The sequence below is a fragment of the Rhizobium sp. KNZ14-9A genome, assembly GCF_056755015.1.
The window spans coordinates 1,177,958-1,203,991 of sequence record NZ_JBPGXB010000002.1 but is presented as its reverse complement, the minus strand read 5'-3'; the positions used below and the strand labels follow the sequence as shown (position 1 = coordinate 1,203,991).

Annotated in this window: 30 protein-coding genes; 20 read left to right on the top strand and 10 right to left on the bottom strand. The window is 59.4% G+C overall.

Annotated elements, in window-relative coordinates; translation table 11 throughout:
- Positions 1–108 precede the first annotated feature (108 nt).
- Positions 109–615 (bottom strand): hypothetical protein, encoded by a 507-nt coding sequence (locus ACR9ZQ_RS12220; protein ID WP_481427911.1) that lies wholly within the window; start codon positions 613–615, stop codon positions 109–111.
- 109 nt (positions 616–724) lie between these two features.
- Entirely contained in the window at positions 725–988 is a 264-nt protein-coding gene (locus tag ACR9ZQ_RS12215; protein WP_113324682.1) for a KTSC domain-containing protein, read from the bottom strand.
- A gap of 252 nt (positions 989–1,240) precedes the next feature.
- Here ACR9ZQ_RS12215 and ACR9ZQ_RS12210 point away from each other — a divergent pair, with 252 nt between their 5' ends.
- Complete coding sequence (locus ACR9ZQ_RS12210) at positions 1,241–1,933, top strand: GntR family transcriptional regulator (RefSeq protein ID WP_113324683.1); 693 nt, start codon at positions 1,241–1,243, stop codon at positions 1,931–1,933.
- 7 nt (positions 1,934–1,940) lie between these two features.
- Positions 1,941–2,633 (top strand): GntR family transcriptional regulator, encoded by a 693-nt coding sequence (locus tag ACR9ZQ_RS12205; RefSeq protein WP_481427910.1) that lies wholly within the window; start codon positions 1,941–1,943, stop codon positions 2,631–2,633.
- Positions 2,634–2,883: 250 nt separating this feature from the next.
- On the opposite strand, the gene ACR9ZQ_RS12200 is transcribed toward ACR9ZQ_RS12205, so the two are convergent.
- Positions 2,884–4,773, bottom strand: a complete 1,890-nt coding sequence (locus tag ACR9ZQ_RS12200) for a bifunctional sugar phosphate isomerase/epimerase/4-hydroxyphenylpyruvate dioxygenase family protein (RefSeq protein ID WP_481427909.1) — start codon at positions 4,771–4,773, stop codon at positions 2,884–2,886.
- Between the two features lie 234 nt (positions 4,774–5,007).
- Here ACR9ZQ_RS12200 and ACR9ZQ_RS12195 point away from each other — a divergent pair, with 234 nt between their 5' ends.
- The 7 genes from ACR9ZQ_RS12195 to ACR9ZQ_RS12165 all read left to right on the top strand — a co-directional run bounded on the left by ACR9ZQ_RS12195 (position 5,008) and on the right by ACR9ZQ_RS12165 (position 10,417).
- Positions 5,008–5,838: a transporter substrate-binding domain-containing protein gene (locus ACR9ZQ_RS12195; protein WP_113324685.1), complete on the top strand. Its 831-nt coding sequence runs from the start codon at positions 5,008–5,010 to the stop codon at positions 5,836–5,838.
- 111 nt (positions 5,839–5,949) lie between these two features.
- Positions 5,950–6,402 carry a type II 3-dehydroquinate dehydratase gene (aroQ, locus tag ACR9ZQ_RS12190; RefSeq protein WP_439015568.1) on the top strand — a complete coding sequence of 151 codons (453 nt, stop codon included), beginning with the start codon at positions 5,950–5,952 and terminating at the stop codon, positions 6,400–6,402.
- Positions 6,399–7,067 (top strand): amino acid ABC transporter permease, encoded by a 669-nt coding sequence (locus ACR9ZQ_RS12185; protein ID WP_310386416.1) that lies wholly within the window; start codon positions 6,399–6,401, stop codon positions 7,065–7,067. Before aroQ ends, ACR9ZQ_RS12185 begins: the two co-directional genes overlap by 4 nt.
- A 7-nt stretch (positions 7,068–7,074) precedes the next feature.
- Positions 7,075–7,719 carry an amino acid ABC transporter permease gene (locus ACR9ZQ_RS12180; protein ID WP_481427908.1) on the top strand — a complete coding sequence of 215 codons (645 nt, stop codon included), beginning with the start codon at positions 7,075–7,077 and terminating at the stop codon, positions 7,717–7,719.
- A 64-nt stretch (positions 7,720–7,783) separates the two neighbouring features.
- Positions 7,784–8,512 carry an amino acid ABC transporter ATP-binding protein gene (locus ACR9ZQ_RS12175; protein ID WP_481429301.1) on the top strand — a complete coding sequence of 243 codons (729 nt, stop codon included), beginning with the start codon at positions 7,784–7,786 and terminating at the stop codon, positions 8,510–8,512.
- Between the two features lie 17 nt (positions 8,513–8,529).
- Positions 8,530–9,597, top strand: coding sequence for a Gfo/Idh/MocA family protein (locus ACR9ZQ_RS12170; RefSeq protein ID WP_481427907.1), 1,068 nt, complete (start codon positions 8,530–8,532; stop codon positions 9,595–9,597).
- Positions 9,590–10,417, top strand: a complete 828-nt coding sequence (locus tag ACR9ZQ_RS12165) for a shikimate dehydrogenase family protein (protein ID WP_481427906.1) — start codon at positions 9,590–9,592, stop codon at positions 10,415–10,417. The genes ACR9ZQ_RS12170 and ACR9ZQ_RS12165 overlap by 8 nt, the downstream gene beginning before the upstream one ends.
- A 62-nt stretch (positions 10,418–10,479) precedes the next feature.
- Here ACR9ZQ_RS12165 and ACR9ZQ_RS12160 read toward each other — a convergent pair whose 3' ends face one another.
- Positions 10,480–11,415 carry a hypothetical protein gene (locus ACR9ZQ_RS12160; protein WP_481427905.1) on the bottom strand — a complete coding sequence of 312 codons (936 nt, stop codon included), beginning with the start codon at positions 11,413–11,415 and terminating at the stop codon, positions 10,480–10,482.
- 42 nt (positions 11,416–11,457) lie between these two features.
- Here ACR9ZQ_RS12160 and ACR9ZQ_RS12155 point away from each other — a divergent pair, with 42 nt between their 5' ends.
- Positions 11,458–12,216 carry a DUF5131 family protein gene (locus ACR9ZQ_RS12155; RefSeq protein ID WP_481427904.1) on the top strand — a complete coding sequence of 253 codons (759 nt, stop codon included), beginning with the start codon at positions 11,458–11,460 and terminating at the stop codon, positions 12,214–12,216.
- A 9-nt stretch (positions 12,217–12,225) separates the two neighbouring features.
- Positions 12,226–13,386, top strand: a complete 1,161-nt coding sequence (gene tcmP / locus ACR9ZQ_RS12150; RefSeq protein ID WP_481427903.1) for a three-Cys-motif partner protein TcmP — start codon at positions 12,226–12,228, stop codon at positions 13,384–13,386.
- 252 nt (positions 13,387–13,638) lie between these two features.
- On the opposite strand, the gene ACR9ZQ_RS12145 is transcribed toward tcmP, so the two are convergent.
- The 3 genes from ACR9ZQ_RS12145 to ACR9ZQ_RS12135 all read right to left on the bottom strand — a co-directional run bounded on the left by ACR9ZQ_RS12145 (position 13,639) and on the right by ACR9ZQ_RS12135 (position 14,874).
- Positions 13,639–13,974: a hypothetical protein gene (locus tag ACR9ZQ_RS12145; RefSeq protein WP_007823108.1), complete on the bottom strand. Its 336-nt coding sequence runs from the start codon at positions 13,972–13,974 to the stop codon at positions 13,639–13,641.
- 470 nt (positions 13,975–14,444) lie between these two features.
- The gene (locus tag ACR9ZQ_RS12140) at positions 14,445–14,669 is read right to left on the bottom strand and encodes a hypothetical protein (protein ID WP_310386432.1); all 225 of its coding nucleotides are present in this window, start codon (positions 14,667–14,669) and stop codon (positions 14,445–14,447) included.
- Between the two features lie 64 nt (positions 14,670–14,733).
- Positions 14,734–14,874, bottom strand: coding sequence for a hypothetical protein (locus ACR9ZQ_RS12135; RefSeq protein ID WP_442205433.1), 141 nt, complete (start codon positions 14,872–14,874; stop codon positions 14,734–14,736).
- A 696-nt stretch (positions 14,875–15,570) separates the two neighbouring features.
- Here ACR9ZQ_RS12135 and ACR9ZQ_RS12130 point away from each other — a divergent pair.
- Entirely contained in the window at positions 15,571–15,906 is a 336-nt protein-coding gene (locus ACR9ZQ_RS12130) for a hypothetical protein (protein ID WP_481427902.1), read from the top strand.
- 202 nt (positions 15,907–16,108) lie between these two features.
- Positions 16,109–16,402 (top strand): hypothetical protein, encoded by a 294-nt coding sequence (locus tag ACR9ZQ_RS12125; protein ID WP_481427901.1) that lies wholly within the window; start codon positions 16,109–16,111, stop codon positions 16,400–16,402.
- A 319-nt stretch (positions 16,403–16,721) separates the two neighbouring features.
- Here ACR9ZQ_RS12125 and ACR9ZQ_RS12120 read toward each other — a convergent pair whose 3' ends face one another.
- A complete protein-coding gene (locus tag ACR9ZQ_RS12120; RefSeq protein ID WP_481427900.1) occupies positions 16,722–17,855 on the bottom strand; it encodes a hypothetical protein in 1,134 nt (377 codons plus the stop codon).
- Positions 17,856–18,160: 305 nt separating this feature from the next.
- On the opposite strand from ACR9ZQ_RS12120, the gene ACR9ZQ_RS12115 reads away from it, so the two are divergent.
- The 7 genes from ACR9ZQ_RS12115 to ACR9ZQ_RS12085 all read left to right on the top strand — a co-directional run bounded on the left by ACR9ZQ_RS12115 (position 18,161) and on the right by ACR9ZQ_RS12085 (position 25,297).
- Positions 18,161–20,080 carry an adenylate/guanylate cyclase domain-containing protein gene (locus tag ACR9ZQ_RS12115; RefSeq protein ID WP_481427899.1) on the top strand — a complete coding sequence of 640 codons (1,920 nt, stop codon included), beginning with the start codon at positions 18,161–18,163 and terminating at the stop codon, positions 20,078–20,080.
- Between the two features lie 824 nt (positions 20,081–20,904).
- The gene (locus ACR9ZQ_RS12110; RefSeq protein WP_405049753.1) at positions 20,905–21,339 is read left to right on the top strand and encodes a hypothetical protein; all 435 of its coding nucleotides are present in this window, start codon (positions 20,905–20,907) and stop codon (positions 21,337–21,339) included.
- An 88-nt stretch (positions 21,340–21,427) separates the two neighbouring features.
- Positions 21,428–21,655, top strand: a complete 228-nt coding sequence (locus ACR9ZQ_RS12105; RefSeq protein ID WP_310386442.1) for a hypothetical protein — start codon at positions 21,428–21,430, stop codon at positions 21,653–21,655.
- Positions 21,652–23,115, top strand: coding sequence for a TolC family protein (locus ACR9ZQ_RS12100; RefSeq protein WP_481427898.1), 1,464 nt, complete (start codon positions 21,652–21,654; stop codon positions 23,113–23,115). Before ACR9ZQ_RS12105 ends, ACR9ZQ_RS12100 begins: the two co-directional genes overlap by 4 nt.
- 14 nt (positions 23,116–23,129) lie before the next feature.
- Positions 23,130–24,479, top strand: coding sequence for a multicopper oxidase family protein (locus ACR9ZQ_RS12095; protein WP_310386447.1), 1,350 nt, complete (start codon positions 23,130–23,132; stop codon positions 24,477–24,479).
- Between the two features lie 30 nt (positions 24,480–24,509).
- Positions 24,510–24,989: a cupredoxin domain-containing protein gene (locus tag ACR9ZQ_RS12090; protein ID WP_481427897.1), complete on the top strand. Its 480-nt coding sequence runs from the start codon at positions 24,510–24,512 to the stop codon at positions 24,987–24,989.
- A gap of 23 nt (positions 24,990–25,012) precedes the next feature.
- Complete coding sequence (locus ACR9ZQ_RS12085) at positions 25,013–25,297, top strand: copper-binding protein (RefSeq protein WP_310386450.1); 285 nt, start codon at positions 25,013–25,015, stop codon at positions 25,295–25,297.
- 168 nt (positions 25,298–25,465) lie between these two features.
- Here the strand turns inward: ACR9ZQ_RS12085 and ACR9ZQ_RS12080 are convergent, their stop codons facing one another.
- Positions 25,466–25,666, bottom strand: coding sequence for a hypothetical protein (locus ACR9ZQ_RS12080; protein WP_310386452.1), 201 nt, complete (start codon positions 25,664–25,666; stop codon positions 25,466–25,468).
- 12 nt (positions 25,667–25,678) lie between these two features.
- Positions 25,679–26,008: a hypothetical protein gene (locus ACR9ZQ_RS12075; protein ID WP_310386453.1), complete on the bottom strand. Its 330-nt coding sequence runs from the start codon at positions 26,006–26,008 to the stop codon at positions 25,679–25,681.
- Positions 26,009–26,034 lie beyond the last annotated feature (26 nt).

The window sequence follows — 26,034 nt, the reverse complement described above, 5'->3', positions numbered from 1 at the left end:
CAACAGAAGCAAGGCCTGCAGAAGCGATCGCAAGAATTGCGGCGAATAGAGAAAATCTGAAATTATAGGTCACACCATCCCCCCATCCGGCACACCTGCCCTGCATCGTCAGCGCTGCTTCAGCTCGAGCCGGATCCTGTAAAAATTCTCTGCATCCGCCATCGCCTTCACGTCGCATTGCTTCGTGCCGACGGCCACGGTTGCGATATCACGGACATCGGTGGTCAGCCAGATCGGCGCCTCGCGCGTATAGGAGCGTCCGGGAAGCGCGCGCCAGTTGACGAAGAAAATGCCCACTTCCTCGCCGGCAGCATTGAGGAAGCCTGCGACGACGCAGACCTGGTCGTCATCATCTGGGTCTTCGTTCCTGAGCGTGATTCGCGAGGTGACAGAGTTCGTCTTCGGGTCGGTGCGGAAGGCGAAGCTGTAATATTGCGGCCGCTTCCAATCCCATTTGTCCTCGACGAGTTTGCAATATCCATTCTCGACGGAGAGGCATTCCTGCGCAGCGTGAACGCGCCAGACATAGTTCTTCCATCCGTCCTCGTCGGGAACGGCGGCATGGTCGCTGGTCAGGAGGCCAAGGGCGATGGAGAGCTGTTTGAGGGTCGGCATAACAGGATGCTCGCCGGATTCGCCGCAGCGCGCAAGCCCCTGATAACAGGAGCCCGCAGGCCGGACCGGACGATCCGGCCTGCATCATCTCAATGTCTTGCAGGCACGATCAGGACAATTGACCGCGCTTGCCGGTGACCATGCGAAGCACCTGTTTCGCGCGTCCTTCGGCACCTTCGGCCGAGCGCGGATAGGCATCGCGGATATGGCGCGTGTAATACCAGCCGGGGGACGTAGCCGTGACCAGGTTTTCATACACGACCAGTGGCACGTTGAAATATCTGCGGTGGCCCTTGAGGCGAATCTCGATGTCGAGGACCCCGGTCGACGGGTCGTAGGCAACGGATTTCACGAGTTTTGACGAAAGTTCCATCGTTGCTCCTATGCTGCGTCGCACAATGGAACCCCGGTTGGGATAATAGTCAAGCCTTTGTAATGTTTCGGGACACATTACCTCATAAACCTTGCCTTACGTGAATGCCGCTCTAAAAGGCGCAGAACCCAGGCAGATTGCCGCCCTGCAGCAATTCGCCTCACCCGCTCCTTAACCCAAAATCCGTTTTCCATTGAATGCACCCGACTTCTCCAGCTATATAGGAGAAAACGCAAAATCTCGGAGACAAGCATGCGGCAGGAAGATATCGAGGAGTCCGTCGCCGAGAGTGGCTACAGGCAGATTCGCGCGGATATCATCTTCGGGCGGCTTTCGCCGGGGCAGAAGCTGAAGCTGGAAAATCTCAAAGGCGCCTATGGCACGAGCGTCAGCACGCTGCGCGAGATCCTCAACCGGCTGACCTCGGAAGGCCTCGTCGTGGCCGAAGGTCAGCGGGGGTTTGAGGTTGCCGGCGTTTCCGTCGCCGATCTCCGGGAGATCGCCGCGCTCCGGCTGCTGCTCGAGGAACATGCGCTGGAACAATCCTTCGAACAGGGGGATGTGGAATGGGAGGCGCAGCTGGTCTCCGCCCATTACAAGCTGGCGCGCATGGAAAAGGTCATGGCGACGGGCGATACAGCCCAAGCCGAGGACTGGAAGCGCTATGACTGGGAGTTTCACCAGGCGCTGATTGCCGCCTGCGGCTCGCGGCTTTTGATGGAAACGCATTCGGCCGTCTTCGACAAATATCTGCGCTATCAGATGGTGGCGCTTTCCTATCGCGGCAGCGTGGCGGAAGAGGAGCATCGGCAGCTTCTGGAGACCGCCCTCAAGCGCGACAGCAAGACCGCCAAGGAAATCCTTCAGCGCCATATTCAGGCGGGCGTCGAACATGCGCTCGGCAGGGGGCTGTTGTCCTCCCTGCCCGCGCAGGCCAGGGGATGACGGCCTGATGCGCAGCGAAAAACCCATGCCGAAGATGGCGAGCGAAGCCTCCGAGACGATCAGCGATGTCGTCTTCCGGCAGATCCGTCAGGATATCATATCCGGGGCACTCGCCCCCGGCGCCAAGATCAAGCTCGAACAGGCGAAAGAACACTATTCGATCAGCGTATCCTCGCTGCGCGAGATCCTGAGCCGTCTTGCGATGGAAAATCTCGTGCTTGCCGAGGGACAGCGCGGCTTCGAGGTAAGCCCGGCATCAGTCAAGGAGCTGGAGGAGCTTGCCGATCTCAGGACCGTGCTCGAAACCCACGCGATCGGTCTTTCCTTTGCCGCCGGAAACCTGGAATGGGAAGGCCGCATCGTCGCCACCCACCACAAGCTGGCGGCGGCCGAGCGGAAGCTTCTGGCGGGGGACGCCTCTCGCACTGTCGACTGGGTGCGCTATGATTGGGAATTCCATCAGGCGATCGTTTCCGCCTGCAATTCCGCGACGCTGATGGCGACGCTGTCCTCGGTCTTCGACCGGTTCTTGCGCTATCATATGCTGGCGCAAAGCTTTCGCGGGCAGGCTGTGGTCGATGATCACAAGCTGCTGTTCGAGCTGGCGCTGAAACGCGATGTCGAAGGTGCAAGGGCCGTGATCCGCAGGCATGTGCAGAGCGGTGTGGATCATGTGCTAAAAAGCGGGCGGATCAGCTGACGGCAGAGGTTGGGATTCACGCCTGTGCCATGCTGGATCAGCGAGGCCGTGCGAAGGGTTTCGGCTCACTCTCTACGTCATCCTCGGGCTTGTCCCGAGGATCTAATGATATCGGGAGGTGGCAGATAGCCATGGCGAAATCGCGTCAGGCTCCTACCCGATACCAACTGTGTGTCGAGACCACGGCAGATCCTCGGGACAAGCCCAAGGATGACGAAAGAGATGATGGCGTCGTCCGGCAACTCCTACCTCACCCCGCATCCCTCGGAATCCCCTCCGGCCGCATCTGCTTCTTCAGCGCCGCAATCCGGAAGATCGCATTCGGCGCCCCGTATCCGCGATAGGCGCGGCGCTCCACCACCTCGAAGAAGAAGCCCTCCCCGTAAGTCCCGCTATAGAGTTGGAAGTATTCGCCCTCTCCATCGCGGTCATAGAGGATGTTTTCCGCCTTCAGGCGTTCGGTCAGCTCCGGCTCCAGTCCGAAGCGGGCCTCCACATCGTCGTAATAGTTCGGCGAGATCGGCAGTGGCTTGAAGCCTTTGGCGCGTAAGGCTGCGGCGGTAGCGAAGATATCCTTGGTCGAAAACGCCAGATGCTGGATGCCGGAGCCGAATTTTTCGGCGATGAAATGGCCGGCGAGCGTGCGGCGGTTTTCCGCACCGTTCATGGTGATGCGGAGTGTCCCCGCCTCGTTTTCGATCACCTGGCTGCGCACCACGCCAGCGGGGTCGATGATATCGACCATGGGGGTTTTGCGGGTTTCGAAGATCGAGGTGTAGAAGAGCAGCCAGGTCAGCATCTCGTCATAGGCGACGGTCTGGGCGATGTGATCGACCTGCAGCAAGCCAGCATCTTCGGCCTCGCCCGCCTGTTCCGCCGGTTCGAAATCGATCTCGGAGAAGCGGCCGAGCGGGCTTTTCTCGTCGATGAGATAGATCAGCCCGCCGCCCACACCGCGGATCGCCGGCAGCTGCAGCTCGCCCTCGACGACGGCCTGTGTGAAGGGCTCGGCATCGAGCGCCAGCGCGCGGGCATAGGCCTCCGCGGCATCCTCGACAACAAGCGCCACCGCATAGGCAAACGTGCCGTGCACGGCATAGGCGGCATTGGCAAAACCTTCGGGATCGACATTGATGAGGATACGGATAGTGCCCTGCTGGAAGAGCGTCACCTTCTTGGAGCGATGCACCGCGGTCTTGCGGAAGCCGAGCGCTTCCAGAATGCCGACCAGCTCCACCGCTTCCTCATCATCGGTGGCGAATTCGATGAAGCCGACGCCTTTGACGGCCGCGCGCGGGGGCATATCGATGCCGACTGGCGTCTCCACCTTGCGGCGGATCTGGTCGGCCAGATAGATCAGCGAACGGTGGCCATCGGCAGCGATCGCCCGCGTCGAGCCGCCGCGGAACTGGTCGTTGAAGATCTCCAGCGAGAAGAAGCCGTCATAGCCGGTGGAGGCCACGGCCTCGGTAAATTCCGTCACCGGCAGATCGCCCTCGCCCGGCATGTTGCGGAAATGCCTGGACCAGTAGAGCAGGTCCATATCGATCAGCGGCGCATCGGCAAGCTGCACGATGAAGATCTTTTCCTTCGGGATCGAGCGGATGGACGTGATGTCGATCTTGCGCGACAGCGAGTGGAAACTGTCGAGGATCAGCCCGACATTCTCGTGATCGGCACGGCGCACGATCTCCCAGGCATCGCGGTGGTCGTTGACATAGCGGCCCCAGGCGAGTGCCTCGTAACCCACCTTCAGCCCGCGCTTGGCCGCTCGTTCTCCCAGCTCGTGGAAATCGGCCGCTGCCCTATCGATACCGCCAAGGGCTGCCTGCGAGACATTGGAGCAGACGAGCACCATGTCCGTGCCGAGTTCCTGCATGATGTCGAACTTGCGTTCGGCCCGGTCGAAAGTGCGGCTGCGCAACCCCTCCGGCATGCCCTCGAAATCGCGGAAGGGCTGGAAGAGCGTAATGACAAGGCCGAGGTCGCGCGCCATGCGGCCGACATCGGCGGGGCTGCCGTCAAAGGCCAGGAAGTCGTTTTCGAAAATCTCCACGCCGTCGAAGCCGGCGCGCGCAATCGCTTCGAGTTTTTCCGGCAATTCGCCTGAGAGCGTCACCGTCGCAATCGAGGTCTTCATGGCTCGCAAATCCTCCTCGTTATCGGGCGCGATGGCGGAAACCAGCGACCCTCCTCATGGCATTATGGCAAACGTCGTTAGGATTGCAATTCAATTGATCAAATCAAAAGTCTCATATGATTTTCAAAAACTATGTTGATTTATGAGCGCCCCTCTGGCAAACATGATGTGAACAGTCGGGAGAGGATGACTGTGAGGCCGCTTTTGACGGCCGCCAAAAAGGAGGAGATTCCAATGCTGAAATCGTTGCTGACGCGGCGTGGCGCCATGCTGGGTGCCGCCGCTCTCGTGGCCGCCATCGGGCTTGCAAACCCGGCCGCCGCCGTCACCCCGGAAGAAATCAAGGCCCGCGGCAAGCTGATCGTCGGCATCCAGGGCGACAATCCGCCATGGGGCTTCGTGACCAGCGCCGGCAAGCAGGATGGCCTGGATGCCGATATCGCCACGCTCTATGCCAAGGAACTCGGCGTCGAAGTCGAATTCGTGCCGCTGGAAGTGAACAACCGCATTCCGGCGCTGACCACCGGCCGTGTCGACGTGCTCTTCGCCACCATGGCCATGCTGCCGGATCGCGCCAAGGCCGTGCAGTTTTCCAAGCCCTATGTCGCCAATGCCATCGTGCTGATCGGCGCCAAGTCCACCTCGATCAAGACCAATGAGGATATGGCGAACCTGACGATCGGTGTCGCCAAGGGTGCCGCGCAGGATACGCAGGTAACGAAGAATGCGCCGTCCACCGCCACGATCCGCCGTTTCGATGGCGATGCAGCAAGCGTGCAGGCGCTGGCTTCCGGCCAGGTGCAGGCGCTCGGTGGCAACATCTTCTACATGGACCGCGTCGAAAAGGCCCGCCCCGGCGAATTCGAAAACAAGCTTGAATTCCAGAAGCTCTACAACGGCGCCTGCACGCGTCTGGGCGAAAAGGAAATCAACGCCTCGATCAATACGTTCATCGACAAGATCAAGGCGAATGGCGAGCTGAAGAAGATCTACGACAAGTGGATGAAGGTTCCGGTTCCGGAATTCCCGGAAAAGCTTGAGGGCATCCCCTTCGCCGTAAACTGAGCGATCCGCTCTCTTTCATGACAGCAATAAGGGCGGGCATGCCAATGCCCGTCAACGCAACAGCCATGCCCAACCACGGCATAAGGCCCTGCCCCGTTTGAGGTGCGCGACATGACCAGAACCATCTTTGTGCTCAACGGACCGAACCTGAACCTGCTTGGCGAGCGCGAGCCCGCCATCTACGGCTCGACCACCCTTGCCGATATCAGACAGATGTGTCTCGCAAAGGCAAAAAGCCTCGGCTTCGAGATCGACTTCCGCCAGACCAATTTCGAGGGCGAGCTGGTGGAAAGCGTGCATCAGGCCCGCAAGGATGCCTGCGGCATCATCATCAATCCCGCCGGCTACAGTTTTACCTCGATTGCGCTCCTCGATGCCTTGAAAACCTTCGATGCGCCGAAGATCGAGCTGCATATTTCCAATGTCCATGCCCGCGAGGAGATCTATCACAAATCCCTCGTCTCGCGCGTCGCCACCGCCATCATGATCGGCTTCGGCGCCCGCGGTTATGAGCTGGCGATCGAGGCGATGGCGGATATGGTCGGAGCGGCAAAAGCAGCATGAATTATCAACTGGATTTCACGCCCGTCATCGATGGCTTGCCGAGCCTGCTGCTCGGCTGTCTCGGCACCTTTCTTCTGGCGCTTTGCGGCATGGCCCTGGCAATCGTCATCGGCATCGGCGGCGTGGCGCTGCGGGATTCCCATATCAAGGCGCTGCGCTGGCTGGTGATCGGCTTTGTCGAGCTCATCCGCAACACGCCCTTCCTGGTGCAGATCTTCTTTCTCTTCTTCGCTTTGCCGCTGATCGGCATCCGCCTCGACCCGACACCGACGGCCATCATCGCGCTCGGCATCAATGGCGGCGCCTATGCGATCGAGATCATCAGGGGCGGTGTGCAATCCATCCCGAGCGGCCAGATGGAGGCCGGTCTGGCACTCGGCCTCCACAAGGTGCAGGTCTTCCGACTGATCATCCTGAAGCCGGCGCTGAGGGCGATCTACCCCTCGCTGACCAGCCAGTTCGTGCTTCTGACGCTGTCGACCAGCATCTGCTCGGCCATCTCGGCCTACGAGCTGACCTCGGTCGCCCAGCGCATCGAATCCGACAGTTTCCGCAGCTTCGAGGTCTATTTCACCGTCACGGTGTTCTACCTCATCATTTCCTGGCTGATGATGCGCCTCTTCGCGCTCTTCTCGGCCCGTTATTTCACCTATCCGGTCAAGTGAGGGCGCCATGGGCAGCGAAGAATTCACCTTCCTTCTGATCGGCCTGAAATGGACCGTGTTACTCTCGGCCGTCGGTTTCGTCTGCGGCTGCATCGCCGGCCTCGCCGTCGCCCTGGCGCGCACCTCGGGCATCCCGCTTCTGGAGCGGGCGACCTCGGCCTATATCGCTGTCTTCCAGGGCACGCCGCTCCTGATGCAGCTTTTCGTCACCTATTACGGGCTGGCCCTCATCGGCTTCAAGCTCGATGCCTGGGAAGCGGTCGCCATCGGTCTCACGCTCCATGCCAGCGCCTATCTCGGCGAGATCTGGCGCGGCGCGATCGAGGCCGTGCCGCGCGGCCAGACGGAGGCGGCAAAGGCCCTCAGCCTCAAATATGTCTCGCGCATGAAGGATATCATCCTGCCGCAGGCGCTGCGTATCTCCCTGCCGGCCACGATCGGCTTCCTGGTGCAGCTCATCAAGGGCACGTCGCTCGCCTCCATCGTCGGCTTCACGGAACTGACGCGCGCCGGCAACATCATCTCCAACCAGATCTTCCAGCCGCTCACCGTCTTCGGCATCGTCGGCATCCTCTATTTCCTGATGTGCTGCCCGCTGACCATTTTTGGCGCGCGCCTTGAGCGTCGCTTCAACGCCGCGCACGCGCGCTGATGCCGCGCCCTAGCGAAACGGACCAGAGACCATGACCAACGTTCCCGCCCCATCATCTGAAACCATGATCACCATGAGCCACGTGGAGAAATGGTACGGCGCCTTCCATGCCCTGCACGATATCAATATCGATGTGCACCGGGGCGAGCGCATCGTGCTCTGCGGCCCCTCCGGCAGCGGAAAATCGACGCTGATCCGCTGCATCAACCATCTGGAGACCTACGAGAAGGGCGAGATCCGCGTCGGCGGCATATTGCTCGGCAATCAGGCCAAGGCGATCGACGCGATCAGGCGCGAGGTCGGGATGGTCTTCCAGCAGTTCAACCTCTTCCCGCATCTGACCGTGCTCCAGAACTGCATGCTGGCGCCGATGCGCGCCCTTGGCGTCACCAAGGCCGAAGCCGAGGACCGCGCCCGCACCCTGCTTGCCCGCGTCAAGATCTCCGAACAGGCCGATAAATATCCGGTGCAGCTCTCGGGCGGCCAGCAGCAGCGCGTGGCGATTGCGCGTGCGCTCTGCATGCGCCCAAAGGTGATGCTCTTCGACGAACCGACCTCCGCGCTCGACCCCGAGATGGTCAAGGAAGTGCTGGATACGATGATCAGCCTTGCCGAGGAAGGCATGACGATGATCTGCGTGACCCATGAAATGGGCTTTGCCCGCCAGGTCGCCAACCGGGTGATCTTCATGGCAAGCGGCGCGATCGTCGAGGAGGCGGCACCGGCCGAATTCTTCACCAATCCCCGCCACGAGCGCACCCGCAAATTCCTCGGCGAAATCCTGCGCAACTAGGATCTGAAGGAGTTTCAATGTCGGATCTTTCGCGCACACGCCCCCTCGACATAGCCGTCATGGGCGCCGGGCTGATCGGCAAGCGCCACATCGAAGGCGTATTGGCCGAGCCGCGCACCCGGCTTGCCGCCATCATCGACCCCTCGCCCGCCGCCCGCGACGAGGCCCGCGCCAATGGCCTGCCCTGGTTTGCAAACCTTGCCGAGGCGCTGGCAAACACCCGGCCCGATGGCGTGATCGTCGCGACACCCAACCAGCTGCATGTGGCAAACGCGCTGGATGTGGTCGCCGCCGGCATCCCCGTCCTCATCGAAAAGCCTGTTGCCGATGATGCCGAGGCCGCGGCAGGTCTCGTGCGCCGCGCCGAAGCATCAGGCGTGCCCATCCTCGTCGGCCACCACCGCCGCCACAACCCCATTATCCGGCAGGCCAAGCGCCTGATCGAAAGCGGCCGCCTCGGCCGCATCCGCTCCGTTCACGGCAGCTTCTGGGTCGCCAAGCCCGATGATTATTTCGAGGTGACATGGCGCCGCGAACCGGGCGCCGGGCCGATCTTCATCAACCTCATCCATGATGTCGATCTCTTCCGCCATCTGCTCGGCGAAGTCGAAAGCGTGCATGCGATGGAATCCAATGCCGCGCGCGGCCATGCCGTCGAAGATACCGCCGCAGTGCTCCTGCGTTTCGAAAGCGGCGCGCTCGCCACCCTCAGCGCCTCCGATGCCGTGCCCTCGCCCTGGAGCTGGGAGCGCACCTCGGGCGAAAACCCCGGCTTTCCGCAGGAAGACCAGTTCTGCTACCAGATAGGCGGCACCGAGGGCGCGCTGACGATCCCCGATCTCACCCTCTGGAGCAATACCGGCCGCCCCGACTGGCGCGAGAAGCTGACCGAGGAACGCCTGCCCGTCACACCGGCCGATCCGCTCACCCTGCAGCTCCGGCATTTCTGCGATGTCATCGAAGGCACGGCCACGCCCCTCGTCAGCGGTCGTGAAGGGCTCGCGACACTTGAGGTCATCGAGGCGATCAAGGCGTCGGCGAGCACAGGAAGGACTATATTCCTAAAAGGCGAAACCCGTGATTAGCGGCACCACACGGCTGATCGCCCATCTCGGCTACCCGACGGAAAGCTTCAAGGCGCCGCTGATCTACAACCCCTATTTCGAGGAACAGGGCATCGACGCCGTCGTCGTGCCAATGGGCTGCCGGCCGGAAGACTACCCCGCCTTCCTGAAACTGCTCTTCCGCCTGTCCAACATCCACGGCGCCCTCATCACCATGCCGCACAAGATCCCGACCCTGGATCTGCTCGACGAAATCTCCACCAACGCCCGCGTCGCCGGCTCCTGCAACGCCATCAGGCTCGGCCCCGACGGCAGGCTGATCGGCGACATGTTCGACGGCGAAGGTTTCGTGCGCGGCCTCAAGCGCAAGGGCCAGACCATCGCCGGCGCCAAAGCCCTCCTCATCGGCGCCGGCGGCGTCGGCTCGGCCATCGCCGCCTCCCTCGCCTCCGCCGCCATCGGCCACCTCGCCCTCCACGACGACAACAAGGCCGCCCTCGAAGGCCTGGCAACCCGCCTCAACACCTACTACCCCGCAACCAGGGTCACCACAGGCTCAAACGACCCGGATGGATTCGACATCGTCATCAACGCCACGCCGCTCGGCATGCGCAAGGATGACCCGCTGCCGCTGGATGTGACGCTGCTTTCGCCTGATACCTTCGTTGGTGAGGTGGTGATGAAGGAGGAGATCACGCCGTTTCTGGCAGCGGCGCGGGAGCGAGGATGCCGGTATCAGGTGGGGACGGATATGCTGTTTGAGCAGATACCGGCTTATTTGGAGTTTTTTGGGTTTGCGACGACGACGGCGGAGCATTTGCGGGCGGTGGCGCGGTTGTGAGGGGGAGAACAGCCAAGTCTACACCACCAACGAGCTAAACGATCCTATTTGAAGGGCGGTCGCTATACGTGTAACTCCATAAATTCCGGCAATTCCTTTGTGCCCTGCACCAAAAAGCATGTTTTTCTGAAATTTGAGTCCGCGTGCCAAAACCATTCAGCAATTAGCTGCGTTTTCTCAGAAAGTTTCTCAAAAATCGCGTGCTTCATCGGGCGAGCAAGTGGCGCGGCGAAAGGGCGGTTAGCCAAGTGCGTCGATATTTCAGCAACCATGCCCGCTGCGAAATCAGCAATCGCCACAAAGTCTTCGCGATACATGTGCTCGCAGTCTTCGCCAGTTGTGCCCATACCAAAGAATCTGCGTTGAACTGGCGAAAAGACGCCGGAGAGAGTGGCAGCCATTCGCTGAACATCCGAAAACATTAACTCGTTTCCTAAACTAGGATCCTCGTCTGTAATCCAATCCATCGAGTAATTTGGCGGCACATACTGAGCAGCTAGAAGCGCGACAAGAAGTGCCTTTCTAGTTGCCTCTTCTAAGCCAAGAGGCTTCCACCGCGCGTCCAATTTAAAAGCGTCGTTCGCGGGCCGAATTGGCGGCAACTGCAGCAGGAGGCCTTTTTCAAATGCGAAGACCACTAGTCGGCCATTCATGAGCTTCGTGATGTCGAGGAAATACGCAAGGGCCAACGGGTTGTGGGTTTTTCCAAAACCCTTAAAGGACAATCGGCGATTGTCCGGAATATGATGCTGTCGGAAATGCCATCTGACCTTATCCCATTCCCAATTAAGCTCGTTTGATATGATAAAAGCATAGGTAACATAACGGCTGAGCTGATGCTGACCAGAGTAATCTGAGCCAACGATTACTTTTTCATTTGGCGGTGGATACCAATCCTTGGTTTCCAGGGCTTCTCTTGCGAGAGAAATCCAAGGTTGCGCCTCAATCAATTGCGCTTGCATCCTGTTCAGTTGGTCTCGATGATTTTCCTGTTCCATTACGACAGCCATTACCATAGGTTGAATAAGCTTGGAGATATTATGCCGCAAAAGACTGACATCGAGTGGACTGACGCAACGTGGAACCCTGTAACAGGTTGTACGAAGATTGGGCCTGGTTGCGACAACTGCTATGCAGAGCGTTTTGCCGAACGCTGGCGAGGACTCGACGGACATCCATATCAGCAAGGTTTTGATTTGCGCCTCTGGCCATCCCGCCTCAGTCAGCCATCGTTATGGAAAAAGCCGCGGATGATCTTCGTCAATTCAATGAGCGATCTTTTCCACAAGGATGTTCCTCGCGCATATATCGATGCCGTCTTTGATGCGATGGAGGCCGCCAATTGGCATGTCTATCAAGTCCTGACCAAGCGATCGTCGCTGATGCGCGATTACATTCGACGGCGGTATGGCAGCAATCGCGTTTCGTCGCACATCTGGCTTGGCGTATCGGTCGAGAATGCGGCCCACAAAGGACGAATAGATCATCTGCGACAGATAAATTCGGATGCCCGTTTTATCTCGTTTGAACCACTTCTAGGCGCGATCGGCGAGGTCGATTTGGCGGGCATTGCATGGGCGATTGTCGGTGGAGAAAGCGGACCCGGAGCGCGCTCGATGGAGGCGGCATGGGCGACCGAACTGCGCCTTGCGTGCGAAGAATTCGATGTCGCATTCTTTTTCAAGCAGTGGGGTGGTGCACGACCGAAATCCGGTGGCCGGCTACTTGATGGTGAAGAATGGAACGGATTTCCGTGGCAGATTGTCCCCAAGGACATCATGGCTGAACTACGAAGATGAAGGATCAGCATGGAACCAAATTTGGAGCAATATCGCGACCGAGAACAGTCATTTATCAAGCACCAATTTCTGACAAAATACCTGCAGGTGGCCGCCTATAAGACCCTGCAGGGCCACTCATCAACGTTCAATTTCGTGGATGCGTTCGCAGGTCCATGGAGAGTTTCCGACGATGCGAAGTACTCAGACGCTTCGTTTGATCAAGCAATCAACACACTTGAAGCCGTCCGGGCCGACCTTGGCAGAAGCGGTATTGCCGGATTAAAAATTAGATTCTGCTTCTGCGAAAAGCGCCGTGAAGCGGTTGCTCGTCTGCGTGAATACGCGGCCTCAAAGGGTAAATTCGAAATTCATGTCTTTGAAGGAGCGTTCGAGGACAATTTGAACGCGATTGCGACTAAGCTCCCCGACGGCTTTACCTTCACGTTCATCGACCCAACCGGGTGGAACATCCGTAACGACGAGGTCTTCCGCTTCCTACGCGATAGGAACGGAGAATTCATGCTGAACTTCATGTCGGATCACATAAACCGGCACGCAAGATATGACGAAGTAGCGGCATCCTTCGGTAGATTTCTCGCTAACGCGGATTGGGCTGAGGAATTTGCTCAGCTACCTGCCAACTGGAGCAACGAACATAAGATGCTCCATTTGTTGAAGATTGCGATGCGTGCAAACAAAGTCGCGACCTATCTCCCGGACTTCTCGATCATGGTGCCTCGAAAAGAACATGTGAAGATGCGGCTATTACTCGGTACACACAGTCCGAAAGGGCTTGAGGTTTTTCGAGATGTTCAGGAAAAGGTGGAAAAACAGGAGCTGGAGATGAGGCTAAGCCTTCGCGAAGGCGAAACCCCACAGGTAAGTTTGTTTTCCGCCGCTGACATCGCAGCAATTCAGCAAGAACAAAAAGGCGTTGGATGTAGGGCGAACCGAGACCGTGCCGAGGCCATAATTGTCGACTTTCTAGGAGGACGTGCCTACGGGCTTCCTGGCCCTATATTCAATGTTGCCATGGAGAGTGTGGCGGTCAGACGGACGCACCTCAACCAATTGCTGATGGATATGCGCGAACGAAAGCGAGTCAGGTTTGATCTGCCGATGCGAAAACGCGTACCGCAGCCAGAAACTCGAATTTCCCTATACGACAAAGACGAGGTAATGATCTAAAACAACTTGGCGGCATTGAGCCTTGGTCTAGCAGCATCGTCTCATCCCTCATTCCTGTGCTTGTCACAGGAATCCAGTCTGCCCAAGTCCTTGGACAGGAAAGACTTTTCCCCTCACCGCAAATGAGTCACTCACCGCGCCGACGCGCGGTGGCTGGATCTCTGTGACAAACACAGAGATGAAGATGACGGAGGATAGGGTGCCGCCCTATTGCTCTCGCCGATAGCTTCGCCCCCACTCCGCGCCCCTCACCTACAACTTGCACCCCTTCGACAGCGCCGCGCTCTCCATCGCCGAAACCTTGCCCTTCGACACCGCAACCTCGCCTTCCTTATCCCCACCGGCCACACTGCCGATCGGCACGCCCACCAGGAACACGCCGAAGGCATCCCCATTCGCGGCCGAGATCTGCTGCTTCGATAGGCCGTCGAGCTTCACCTTCTCCTTGCTGTGTTCGCTGGCGATCTGCGGGCAGCTGAGATTGGTGTAGGCCTGCATCGGAATATCGGCCTGCACGATGGCGTCAGGTCTTTTCGCGCAGGACGTGAGCGCTGCGGCAAGCGCCGCGGCGAGAATGAGTTTTTTCATTAGATAACCCCAGTTAGCAGGTGATCTCTAACATCGCCGCCCGCCTGGCGCGAGTAATGCGCAAGAACAACCACAGAAGAATTCTTGGGCGGGAGCGGTGGCCCTGGGTACTGGCGAGGACGGTCTTCTGACCCACTGATGGAGGAGAGCGTCGGCTTTGGGCCGGCAGGGTTACTGCACCTGTCGCCCTTTGACAGGAAGGTTATCGTGAGGATCCCGTCAACATGACTGACCGGATCTGCCTAACCCTTTTGGATGAATTGCGAATCGACCGCGACGCGACCAAAGTAGCTAAGCGGCGGTAGTAGGATTACAAGGACCGAAACCGATGTGGGGGGCTTGCCGAGTATTGAGTGGGAGCCCTTCGATTATGCCGTTTTAGCGGCGGATGCGAACTGGTGCATGGCAGCAGCCATGGGCTCTACCGGAGCCAGGCGCTTGTCCTGATGTAATCACCCAAAGGAAGTAATTTACGGTTCATGCAGTTCACCGGAAGCGTGGAGCTGGGAGATACCGAGTTTTATGATCCTGATGAGATCGGTTTTTCGAGAGCCGTAGGTCTTGCGATATTGTTCGAGCGTCGGCTTGCTGCTGGCGATCTCGGCGAGCACCGGGTCTCGATTGGTTGTTGCTACTAAAGCACCTTTGGCCCAGACACGATCGAATAGAGCACGTTCCTCGTCTTGAGGTGACATGTATGGCCTTCCTTGAAGATTGATTGGATTTTGCAGTCGGGCAGAAAACCCGGGGTCACTGCAGTCATGCGAGAATGATGCTCCATGCAAGCATCGCAAAAGCAGCCGCAATGAGTATCCAAATGCAGATTTTAAATCCCGCACTGGATGTGATGCCTGTGCGCCACTTTGTCGTCGGCATATTCCCGGGGTTGACCTTCAACATAACCGCCTCCTGCTTTCTGCTTTAAGAGGCAGCCGCTCCAGAATGAAGATAGCAGGCTCCGGGGAGTTGAATGACGAACGGGAATGTCCGTCGCCTAGCCTCATATAACCATCCGGCAGCCTTATTGTTCCATGCCGTGGTCTGCTGTCATTCGCCGTGGTGAGCAGCGCCCTGCCCCGTCATTGCCACGGCCCGCGGCCGCACACATCACCGGAGAAGAAGTGGCAGGAACGTCACGATCGATGGTGAGCCGGCTTTGATCTGCCTTCGTTCCGTGTCCCTGCTCATCTGTCGATTAATTAGAAGATGCTACTTCATAAATGCTTGAAAATTCATCCTACGTTCACGCAGACAGATAGCATCTTCTAAATTACTATGGAAATATTTTCAAATAAAAATACCAAAAACTTCAGAAAATATCTCGTAATAAAGTTGTATTTTTCCGGTTTTATTTATTTTCAAAATGACAAAAGTCATACTTTTCATTTTTATTATCAAAAAATATTTTATTATTTTGAAAGCCTGCGGTGAGAATGCTACTGGTTATTTTGAAAGCTCCGAATTTGATTTGCAGTCGGCATCCGCAGGAGCTGTTGCGGACTCGTGGCCACAGCGGCCGTGCCGTCGAAACCTCCGCGACAATAGCCGAGAGCCTTGGAGAACAGCGTCCCGGCCCGGCGCGAATAACGGAAACGATTGGCGAAACAGATGCAGTCGGTGCGATATAAGAAAAAAGATCTGGAGTTCGCGCGGCTCCACGCCGCAAAGGCGGCGCGGCACATCACCAGCCAGGAAATCGTCCTTAGAAGGCTGCGCATGATCGGGGCGCCGCTGGATCTGGATTATGCGTTGCTTGGCAGGCTTTACGATCGCCAGAGGAAGGTTCTCTACCATCTGAAGCGGATCGAAGACGTCCTCGACGTGAAGTCCCAGCCGATACAGCCCAACCCACCTGAACCCGGTCGACACGACCCCAGCCTGCATAGCGTTGTGCGCTTCGGCCAACGGCCGGCGCGGTTCGATTGGCAGTGACGCCGGCTTTCCATGACAGCCTGACCAGCCTTGAACGCCGGGGCCTCCCGCCTTGGATAAAGCGCAATGGAAGCGCATAGTCAGCTATTCGGCGGTCAACGAAGCGGGCCCAGCCAGACAAAGGCCCCTTCGCTCCGATCCAGGGAGGGTGAGAATCTTCCACCTTCAAACACTCAATCGCGACATGCGAGAACGGTTGGCCATGGTAAAGATCTTCCTTCCAGACGGAACTGCTGCAGCGAGCCGGAAGCGCTGGCGTCTGCTGGGCGGGCTCAAGCGCGCAGACCATGCGTCGTCCGATCCCCGGCCCCCCGAAAGCGGCGAACATCATGAAGAGGCGCTGGTGATCCGGCACATGAAAGACGTGACGATCCCCCGCCCTGGCTACCCGGCTTCCCGGCGGCGCAAGCTGAACCCCGACCAGAAAGCCCTGGCATCATGGGAAAACGAAGGAGGCGCAGTCCGCATGGAAAACCGCCCTTCGTTAAAGCGATAAGTCCGGTCGACGGCCGGACAGGCTTTAGCCAACGCAATTTCAAGATGGTTTCGACGCTGAGCCTGCGAGCGATCCGGGCCCAAAAAGGGCCGAAACCTCCTCAGAATTTGAGGCCGGTTATAGGGCTCGCCACGCAATACGTCCGCGAGCCTCTATACCTGCTCAGTCCGCCAAAACGCGTTAAGCGCGTGAAATAATCATGGATGGAAGCAAGAGTCGCGTGAAAAGTGTGTGACACGGCATGCTGCGCAATATCGTTTCCATAGAGCGCTCTTTTCGCCGGCCCATGGACGTGCTTGTCCGATCGATACCCACCGGTCTATCCGGCCTGCAGCACCTCCCCGTCATAGCTCCTGTTCGCCGCGTTTTGCGCCAGTGCGATCGCAACAGGCGGCAAGAGGAAGCTCCAGAAGGCGAGCCAGGCGATGGAGATCAGGCGCCCCTTTCCGCTCTCGCCGCCGCGATCATTGAGGAGATCGCCGAGCGTCATCAGCAGAACCGGCAGACCGAGCGGCACGAAAACTGCGATCAGCATCCCGGCAAACGGTGTGAGCAGGCGCTGCGAGGGCGCGGCCCCCGCAAGCTCTCCATGGATGCAATAGCACCACCAGGCGAGATAGATGAGGGCCGCGATCGCAATGACGAGCACCGCGAGCGCCAGAAGCAGGGTGAGCTCGAAAGTGCCGCCCGCCTCGATATCCCCGCCCTGAAAGCCATAGATCCCGAGACTGAGGAGGAAGATCAGCACCATTGGCACAATGAGGATCACGGCAACCATGAGCGGCGATCGCTTTTGCGGCGCAATCGGCCTGTGGCGCTGACGCGGCGCGTCATCGAAGGCGAGAGGCTGCGCCGGCAGAAGCAGGAGGACGGCAACCACCAGGCAGGCGAGAAAACCGAGGGTCAGGGGCACCCCGCCCTGACCGGCCTGATAGAGCCAGGAGGCGACGACGGGCGCGAGACCCGAGGTTAGAATCGTGGTCGACATCAGTGTCAGCGCGCAGCCGAAATCAATCCTGCCGGACCGCCCGCCGACCAGGAAGATCGCAATCGCCAGCGGGAAAACCGCCCGCGCCGTGCCGAACAACAGCCCGAAGACAAACAGGAACGCGGGCGAAGCCCAGAGCGCCGGCGCCGGGATGACTGCAATGGCGACAAGGGCGCAGGCGACAAGCGGCGTGATCAGCGCCGGCCGGCCATGGCGGGTGGCGACGACGAAGGCCAGGAAGGCACCGATGACCCAGCCGGCATTGGAGCCGAGGTAGAAGATCCCGACCGTTTGAAAGCTGCTTCCGGCTTCGCGCGAAATCAGCGGAAAGACCGTGGTGAGCCCCTGCCCGCCAAAGGCCAGAAGCAGCGAGGCCAGAAACAAGGCCCAGTAGCGATAGGTGCTGAGGAAATCGGCCAGCGTCCATTCGGCCCCGCCGGCAGGCTGAGAGATATCGTCCGTCAATGAAACGCCCCCATTCGAAAATCATCGCTCCTCGCCCTCAATGGCGAACCGGTGGAAATACCGCCCATGGCGCAGATAGAAGTGTGTCGGCGATTTTCGAGAGGCTTGGGGGCCATTCAATCGCGGGCTTTTCATTCGCGCCCCAACGACCGGCGAAAACGTGGCATGTGTGACAGCCGCATCCGGCTTGTATAAGCCCTCAAAAAGCGGTTAGCTGCGACAGTTGGGTACGCTCATTCCTGCACAACCACACAAGTTTGAGATGAAACCTGTGCCGAACGCGCCCGCATTTCGAGGAAAGTCTCGTGCGCTGGTCCAAACCCTTAAGGCTGCATCTCGGCGTCCTGGTCGTCGCATCGCTGCTGTTCACGTCGATGCCGATCATCTGGCTGGCCTTCAGCCGTGGAAGCGATGCTGCCGTGAGCGCCGGCGTGCAGCAGATGCGCGAGATGAGCGTGCGGCTGATCGAGGGATATCGCAACACGCTGCAGGGAGGCACGGAGGCGGTGGCGCTCGCTTCTACCCTGCCGCTGCTCGCCTCTCCGCCGCCTCAGGATATCAAGGCAAAGCAGGAATTCTTTCTGGAGATTCTGCGAAACGTCCCCAATGCGACGAGCATCTACACCGGCTATCCTGACGGCTCCTATCTGCAGGTCATCAACACCCAAAGGCGCGATATCTCCCGGACGCTTGCAGCGCCTGATGGCACGGCTTTCGCGATCCGGACGATCGCTGGCAGACAGAGCGCCAATGTCATCTCGACGCTGCAGTTTCTCGATATAGAGGCAAGGCCGATCGGCGAGCGGCAGGTCGAATACGCATCCTTCGATCCGCGCCAGCGCCCCTGGTATCAGGCCGTCGTTCAGGATGGCGCAACGGTTTCCGTCGGCCCCTATATCGCCGGAACGCTTGGTGTGCCGACGCTGACGATCGCAGCACCCATGCGGGACAACGGACAGGTGGTCGTCGGCATCAACATTCACCTGCAGACCATCAGCCGCCTGCTGGACGCGCGCGAGATTTCCCCGCGGGCGCGCGCCTATATCATCGATGCCGGCGATGATCTCATCGCCCATTCCGACCCTGATATCATGAACCGGATCATCGCTATATGGTCGCGAACATCAGGTTCGCTTGTTGCGACGGCAAACAGTTTCGATTCGAGCCTCGAAACCGTGGCAAGGCTCAGGCGCGATCCCGCCTTTGCCAATGGCGGCCTGGCACGCGTCGAGCTCGATGGCGAAAGCCAGCTCGTGCAGATCGCGCCCGTCAGCGTCTCCGGCCTGTTTGAGGGAAGTGCCGCCGCAATCATCGTGCCGATGGAGGATCTGGTGGCGGAGGCCCACCGGCTGCTGCTGCACAATCTCCTGATTGCCGGAGCCCTCCTGGCAGCCGGTGTCGCGGCATCGGTGCTGCTGTCGCGCATGGTCAGCCGCTCTCTCAACCGGCTGGCCGACGAGGCGCGCAGGATCGGCGATCTCGATGTCGGCGAGAAAGCCGTATCGCATTCCTGGATAACGGAGATCAACACGCTGGCGACTGCGCTTGCGGCGAGCCGCCACGCCATCGGCCAGTTTGCCCTCTATGTGCCGCGCGAAGTCGTCCGGCGGATTGTCAGCCCGGAGGGGAGAACGGTCGTCAAGGCGACGCGGCAGGATGTGACCGTGCTCTTCACCGATATCAGGGATTTCACCGCCATATCCGAGCAGCATTCGCCCGAAGACGTGGTCGATACGCTCTCGGCCTATTTCGAACTCCTGAACACCATCGCCGAGCGCAATGGCGGCACGGTCGTGCAATATCTCGGCGACTCCATCTTCGTCATGTGGAACGCCCCCGTGCAGGACGACAGGCATGCCGAAAACGGCTGCCGATGCGCGCTCGCCATGAAAGCGGCGGTCGACGGCCTGAACGAGGAGAACACCAGAAACGGCCACCCCGCCCTGTTCACGCGCTTCGGCTTGCACACCGGCCCGGCCGTCGTCGGCAGTTTCGGCGCCATCTCGCGCCAGCAATACACGGCCATGGGTGATACGATCAATGTCGCCTCGCGGCTGGAAGGGTTGAACAAGGATTTTGGTACGTCGATCCTGGTGAGTGCGGCCATTCACGACGCGGTTGGCGACGGGTTTGAGCTTCGGCCGCTGGGGCTGGTGCAGGTGAAGGGGCGCGCGGAGAAGGTGGATTTGTGGGAACTGGTTGGGGAGAGTGGCGACGCCCGGTAGCAAATGCAGCCATCATTGCGCTACTAGAAATTGAACGGCAATTTTGCTACAAAGGATAGGCTTGGAAGCTTTCCAATACACGCGTGAATAATCAACGCAGAATTCCGTGCTTCGGTGGGCGGAATGTTCGTTTGGAGGCGTCGATGGCTTTCACACCTTCAACAGCGTCCATGGTGTCTTTCGCCGTCATATCGGTCAGCATTTGCGCACAGAGCGATGCCCATCAATCCGGCAGCGGTTGGGCATACCCGCCCTCGTGCTGCAAAGGCAAAGATTTCGGTGGAGACTGCGAGGCTATACCTCGATCCCGGGTGAGGAAGGGTCCCGGAGCGTTCTCCGTTATCCTTCACCCGGGAGACCATCACCTGGTGACGAGAAACCAGTCGTTCCTGATCCCTTATGGAAATGAGTCACCATCCGGAGACGGCGATTTTCACATCTGCCTTCAACCGACGGACGAACCCAATGAGGCGGATGGGATAGGACGAGGCGGACGCTACCATATTAACTGTTTCTTTGCGCCTCCTGACGGCGTTTGATCGCCAACGGGCTTTGGTGGCAGTTGCTGCCCCATATCGGAAAGCCGCTGACCGTCGATCAGGCGGGACGGAACACTCGACCGGATGATCCTGCCGCGTGACGACCAGCCGGTAACCTGAATCGCCAATGCCGATAAAATCGCAATCGAGCGCGATAAAGATATTGACCTTCCAGCAGGGGGAAGCCTTAGACGCACATCCGAACAGCCTCTCAAAGGTCGCGAATCATTGGAAGGTCTGTCGAGGATATTGAAGCGGAGCTGCCTTGATCGCAGCTCCGGGGTTATGGGCAAAATGTATCTGAACGCACTGGGCAGACTGCTCCTTTTCGTGCGGCTGGTGATCATCGTATCGCTGGCAGGATACTCGCTGTCCAACGCGAATGCCGCCATGCACGGTTCGGCTTTCCCCGACGTGCAGGCGCCGGCGATATTGGCTGGCGCGCATGACCACCATGCCATGTCAGGCGACGATCATGCCGCTTCGAGCGAAGACGTCACGGTCCAGGGTGTTGCCGACCGGCATGATCACGGCTCGTCCGCGAGCGATGACGAGCAACTTTCCAAGCAGCAATGCTGCAAGGATTTTTGTGGCGGCTTCGGCATCGTCTGCGAATCTCACGAGGTCGGCGGACCCGTCATCTCTTCAATCCGCCAGTTCGTCGACGATCAGAGCATTCTGGGCGAAGTGCCGCCTCTTCATCGTCCGCCCAAGATCTGAATAGCTGTCGTCCCCGCCTCTGCGGGTCCGAAGGCATGCCGTGGTGAACCGCGCCTGCCCGTGAGACTCTACTATTCGGATTTTTAAGATGAAACCTTCCATATTGGTGGTGGGGCTGCCGCTTATTGCGGGCGGCTGCGCATCAACTCTTCCTCCCGATGTCATTGCACCTGTGGATGTCGAGCAGACCTATTCCGTTCGGCCGCTCCAGTATCGTTCGCCCATCTCGGGATTTGTTGCCCGCCAGCCGGTCGATCCCAAGCCCTGGCGACAACAGAACGAGCAGCAGTCTCCGCAAAAGGGAGACGCTTCATGACCGTCGTCAGAACGCTACTCGCCCTCACCGCCTTGCCCCTCGTCCTCGGAGGCTGCGTGAGCAGTACCGAATATGCGGCGAAAGAGGCCGGTTTCGCAGCAGTTTCCGCCAAGGTCGGCGGGGTTGCCTCCAAACAGACCGTCTGGGTTCAAAACCGGCAGGAAGCCGAAGTGGCCTCCGCCAAGGTGAAGGCGCTCCTTGCCCGCAGAAAGACGCTGGACGCGGAAACGGCAGTGCAGATCGCCCTCATCAACAACAAGGGCCTGCAGGCCGCCTATGCCGATCTTGGCGAAAGTGCTGCCGACGCATGGCAGTCGACGATGCTGCTGAACCCGACGGTCTCCGTCGGCTTCTCCGGTATCGGGACGCCGGAACTGGAAGCGTTCCGAACGATCGAGGGCGCGATCACCACCAACCTCCTGGCGCTGATGACCAGGAAGCGCGATATCGAGATTGCCGATACGCGTTTCCGCCAGGCTCAGCTGAACGCCGCGGTGCGCACGCTACAGCTTGCAGCCGACACCCGCCGCGCCTGGATCAACGCGGTCGCCGCATGGGAGAATGTGGCGCAACTCCAGCGCGCAGAGGCGGCCGCCGATGCCGCCTCCGAGCTTGCCGAAAAGCTTGGCGAGACGGGGGCGATGGCCAAGGGGGCGCAGGCCCGCGAGCATGTGTTCGCAGCCGAACTCACCGGTGAAACCGCCAAGGCCCGCCTGGCCGCCCGCCTGGCGAAGGAAGAGCTGACAAGGCAGATAGGCCTGTGGGGCTCGGATGCCGAATTCCAGGTGCCGAATAGCCTGCCGCCCCTGCCCAAGGCACTCATGAAACGCGATACGATCGAGGCGGAAGCGCTCGGCAACCGCATCGATCTTCAGGTCGCCAGGCTCGAACTGGAAGCCACCGCGCGCTCCTATGGCCTCACCGAAGCGACCCGCTACGTCACCGATCTCGAAATCCTTGCCGGAGCCGAGTCCGAGAGAGAGGTTGGGGAAGACGGCGACAAGAAATGGGAGACGACGGCGGCCGGAGAGCTGGAATTCGCGATCCCGATCTTCGACACCGGCAAGGCTCGCATGCGCAAGGCCGAGCTTGGCTACATGCGTGCGGCCAATCAGCTGGCGGAGAAGGCCGTGAACGTCCGCTCGGAAGCCAGATCGGCCTATGAGGCCTATCGGTCGAATTACGACATCGCCCGCCACTACCGCAACAGCGTCGTCCCGCTCCGCACCAAGGTCGAGGAGGAATCCCTCCTCACCTACAACGGGATGATCACCAACACCTTCGAGCTGCTCACCGACACGCGGGACAAGATCAACTCCATCCTGCTCTCCGTCAACGCCAAACGAGACTTCTGGCTCGCGGACGCCAACCTCGCGCCCGCCGTCTATGGCGGCGGCACGTCTGCGGCATCGGCCGGAACCGAGGCCGCTTCACCGTCCGAGAGCGGCGGCGGTCATTGAGAAAGGATTTTCACATGTTCAACAGAAGACAACTCTTCGGTGCCGGCGCTGCCCTGATGGCGGCCGGAGCCTGGACGAAGACATCCGCAATGGGCCTGCCGGACGCTCCGGCCATGGGCTCGGCCGACATGCAGCCGCCGCTGCATCCAACCTCCGGGCCGGACTACCAGCCGGTCGTGACGCTGAACGGCTGGACGCTTCCGCACCGGATGAACAATGGCGTCAAGGAATTCCACCTCGTCGCCGAGCCGGTGGAGCGCGAGATGGCCGACGGCATGACCGCTTACCTCTGGGGCTATAACGGGCAGTCGCCGGGACCGACGATCGAGGCTGTCGAAGGCGACCGCGTCCGCATCTTCGTCACCAACAAGCTGCCGGAACATACGACCATCCACTGGCACGGCATGATCTTGCCTTCCGGCATGGACGGCGTGGGCGGCCTGACGCAGCCTCATATCCCCGTCGGCAAGACCTTCGTCTACGAGTTCGACCTCGTGAAGTCAGGCACCTTCATGTACCACCCGCATTCCGACGAGATGGTCCAGATGGCGATGGGCATGATGGGCTTCTTCGTCATTCATCCCAAAGACCCGACGTTCATGCGCGTCGACCGCGACTTCGTCTTCCTGCTCAACGCCTATGACATCGATCCCGGCTCATACGTGCCGCGTGTCATGGAAATGACCGACTTCAACATGTGGTGCTGGAACAGCCGGGTCTTTCCGGGCATCAGCCCGCTGGTGGTCTCGAAGAACGATCGTGTCCGGGTGCGGGTCGGCAACCTCACCATGACCAACCATCCGGTCCATATGCATGGCTACGACTTCGAAGTCACCTGCACGGACGGCGGATGGGTGCGGCCGGAAGCACGCTGGCCGGAGGTGAGCATCGACATTCCCGTCGGCGCGATGCGGGCCTACGAGTTCGACGCCAAGTATCTCGGCGACTGGGCGATCCACTGCCACAAGTCGCACCACACGATGAACGCGATGGGGCACGACATCCCGACCTTCATCGGTGCGGACAAGTCGAAACTCGCCGAAAAAATCCGCAAGCTTCAACCGGATTACATGCCGATGGGAACCAAAGGCATGGCCGATATGGGCGAAATGGAAATGCCCATTCCCGAGAACACCGTCCCCATGATGACCGGCTGGGGTCCGCACGGCCCCATCGAAATGGGCGGCATGTTCTCCGTCGTGAAAGTCCGCGAGGGTATCTCGGCGGACGATTACGCCGATCCGGGCTGGTACGAAAACCCGCCCGGCACCCAGGCCTGGGAGTGGACCGGCGAACTGCCGGACGCGACCAAGGCCAAAGACGCAAACACCACCATCACGCCGAAGCCGATGCAACACGGCTGACGCAAATCCCCAGCAACCAAAGGACCTGAAATGAAAATTTATACTCTCGCACTGGCTCTTGCGACCATCGCCAGCCCAGCGCTCGCTTCCGGCAACCACGCCGGCGGGCACGGCGAAAAAATGGCGGTCGGCGAACCCGGCGACAAGTCGAAGGTCACCCAGACCATCCGCGTCAGCATGAAGGAAACCGAGGACGGCAAGATGCTGTTCCAGCCCGCCGTGATCAAGGTTCGCAAGGACCAGACGGTCAAGATCTCCATCAAGAATGCAGGGCAAAGCGACCACGAATTCGTGCTCGACCAGGAAGACAAGATTCTGGAGCACAAGAAGGTCATGGAGAAATTCCCCGAGATGGAACATGCCGATGCGAACTCGCTCCGCCTGACGGCCGGCCAGTCCGGCGAGATCGTCTGGAAGTTCACCACCGGCGGCGAATTCAAGTTCGCCTGCCTGATCCCCGGCCACTACGAGGCCGGCATGCACGGCGACGTCAGCGTCGCTGCCGAATGAGACATCCCAAGAGGAGACCGAAAATGAAGACTGCAATCAAGATCACCCTCGCCTTCATGCTGTCCGTCGGCGCCGCTACAGGCGCAATCGCACAGGAATACACCAAGGGCGTCGTCGATAAGGTCGACACCAAGGCGCAGAAGGTCACGATCAAGCACGAAGACCTGAAGAACCTCGACATGCCCGCCATGACCATGGTGTTCCGCGTCAAGGATGCCGCGATTATCGAGAAACTGAAGGCAGGCCAGAAGATCGAGTTCGTCGCCGACCGCGTCGACGGCAAGCTGACCGTGATTGAGGTCAAGTAGCCGGATCAGGCCCGGGTCCGTCGCGGACCCGGGCCGTTCCCATTCCGTCTCTGCGGTGCATGGATCAAGGAATTGGGGCGTCCTTTGCGCGTCCGACTAGACGCAAGGATACTCCGAAGATTGCGGCAACGGCTGATATGGCGGCAGACTCGGCGCGCTCTTGACGGCCTAACGCGGAGTTTTACGCTTATTTTTCGTCACGGCGCGCCACGCTTTGAAATCATTCATGACAAGCCTGAAACCTTCTTCCAGGGCACATGCAACAAGCATGTTCCATTTGCCATAATAGACAGGCTGTTCAAGCGGCAACTTTTTATCAATCCCGGCCTTCGAGCCGTCTTTGTCTTGATCGGATGCCGACTTATCCATCCCGGCGGCCCTTCACTGCCACCATTTGGCTTTTTCAAGCGTGACCTTGCGCAGCACATTGTGGCTGTCGCGAACCCGGATCTCGATGACCTTGTCTTTGTTTCCTTTTTTCACCTCCTCGCAAACTGCAAACAACGCCGAAAGTAACGGCTCGCCAACAGGAGTTGACATTCCAAGAGTGGTTGCAGCTTTCATTGCCGACTCTGGCGTCATCTTGAAGCCGCATGCCGATTTCGTCATTCCATGAAAGTAGATTGCCGCGGCGGCTGTGCGATCGCCAGCTTGAACGTAACCCGTAGCAGCAAAAACAAGCGCAAAAGCACAAAAAATACGTAGCTTCATTACAGTATCCCTCCAGTATAATCTCT

Coding starts and splice junctions, on each gene's coding strand:
- ACR9ZQ_RS12185 (WP_310386416.1), top strand. CDS start 6,399: ATGAATTATCAACTGGATTTCACGCCCGTCATCGATGGCTTGCCGAGC.
- ACR9ZQ_RS12125 (WP_481427901.1), top strand. CDS start 16,109: ATGGTAAAGATCTTCCTTCCAGACGGAACTGCTGCAGCGAGCCGGAAG.
- ACR9ZQ_RS12075 (WP_310386453.1), bottom strand. CDS start 26,008: ATGAAGCTACGTATTTTTTGTGCTTTTGCGCTTGTTTTTGCTGCTACG.
- ACR9ZQ_RS12140 (WP_310386432.1), bottom strand. CDS start 14,669: ATGTCACCTCAAGACGAGGAACGTGCTCTATTCGATCGTGTCTGGGCC.
- ACR9ZQ_RS12195 (WP_113324685.1), top strand. CDS start 5,008: ATGCTGAAATCGTTGCTGACGCGGCGTGGCGCCATGCTGGGTGCCGCC.
- ACR9ZQ_RS12170 (WP_481427907.1), top strand. CDS start 8,530: ATGTCGGATCTTTCGCGCACACGCCCCCTCGACATAGCCGTCATGGGC.
- ACR9ZQ_RS12105 (WP_310386442.1), top strand. CDS start 21,428: ATGAAACCTTCCATATTGGTGGTGGGGCTGCCGCTTATTGCGGGCGGC.
- ACR9ZQ_RS12100 (WP_481427898.1), top strand. CDS start 21,652: ATGACCGTCGTCAGAACGCTACTCGCCCTCACCGCCTTGCCCCTCGTC.
- ACR9ZQ_RS12155 (WP_481427904.1), top strand. CDS start 11,458: ATGCCGCAAAAGACTGACATCGAGTGGACTGACGCAACGTGGAACCCT.
- ACR9ZQ_RS12210 (WP_113324683.1), top strand. CDS start 1,241: ATGCGGCAGGAAGATATCGAGGAGTCCGTCGCCGAGAGTGGCTACAGG.
- ACR9ZQ_RS12220 (WP_481427911.1), bottom strand. CDS start 615: ATGCCGACCCTCAAACAGCTCTCCATCGCCCTTGGCCTCCTGACCAGC.
- ACR9ZQ_RS12110 (WP_405049753.1), top strand. CDS start 20,905: ATGGGCAAAATGTATCTGAACGCACTGGGCAGACTGCTCCTTTTCGTG.
- ACR9ZQ_RS12205 (WP_481427910.1), top strand. CDS start 1,941: ATGCGCAGCGAAAAACCCATGCCGAAGATGGCGAGCGAAGCCTCCGAG.
- ACR9ZQ_RS12145 (WP_007823108.1), bottom strand. CDS start 13,974: ATGAAAAAACTCATTCTCGCCGCGGCGCTTGCCGCAGCGCTCACGTCC.
- ACR9ZQ_RS12180 (WP_481427908.1), top strand. CDS start 7,075: ATGGGCAGCGAAGAATTCACCTTCCTTCTGATCGGCCTGAAATGGACC.
- ACR9ZQ_RS12080 (WP_310386452.1), bottom strand. CDS start 25,666: ATGGATAAGTCGGCATCCGATCAAGACAAAGACGGCTCGAAGGCCGGG.
- aroQ (WP_439015568.1), top strand. CDS start 5,950: ATGACCAGAACCATCTTTGTGCTCAACGGACCGAACCTGAACCTGCTT.
- tcmP (WP_481427903.1), top strand. CDS start 12,226: ATGGAACCAAATTTGGAGCAATATCGCGACCGAGAACAGTCATTTATC.
- ACR9ZQ_RS12215 (WP_113324682.1), bottom strand. CDS start 988: ATGGAACTTTCGTCAAAACTCGTGAAATCCGTTGCCTACGACCCGTCG.
- ACR9ZQ_RS12160 (WP_481427905.1), bottom strand. CDS start 11,415: ATGGAACAGGAAAATCATCGAGACCAACTGAACAGGATGCAAGCGCAA.
- ACR9ZQ_RS12135 (WP_442205433.1), bottom strand. CDS start 14,874: ATGTTGAAGGTCAACCCCGGGAATATGCCGACGACAAAGTGGCGCACA.
- ACR9ZQ_RS12200 (WP_481427909.1), bottom strand. CDS start 4,773: ATGAAGACCTCGATTGCGACGGTGACGCTCTCAGGCGAATTGCCGGAA.
- ACR9ZQ_RS12175 (WP_481429301.1), top strand. CDS start 7,784: ATGATCACCATGAGCCACGTGGAGAAATGGTACGGCGCCTTCCATGCC.
- ACR9ZQ_RS12090 (WP_481427897.1), top strand. CDS start 24,510: ATGAAAATTTATACTCTCGCACTGGCTCTTGCGACCATCGCCAGCCCA.
- ACR9ZQ_RS12095 (WP_310386447.1), top strand. CDS start 23,130: ATGTTCAACAGAAGACAACTCTTCGGTGCCGGCGCTGCCCTGATGGCG.
- ACR9ZQ_RS12085 (WP_310386450.1), top strand. CDS start 25,013: ATGAAGACTGCAATCAAGATCACCCTCGCCTTCATGCTGTCCGTCGGC.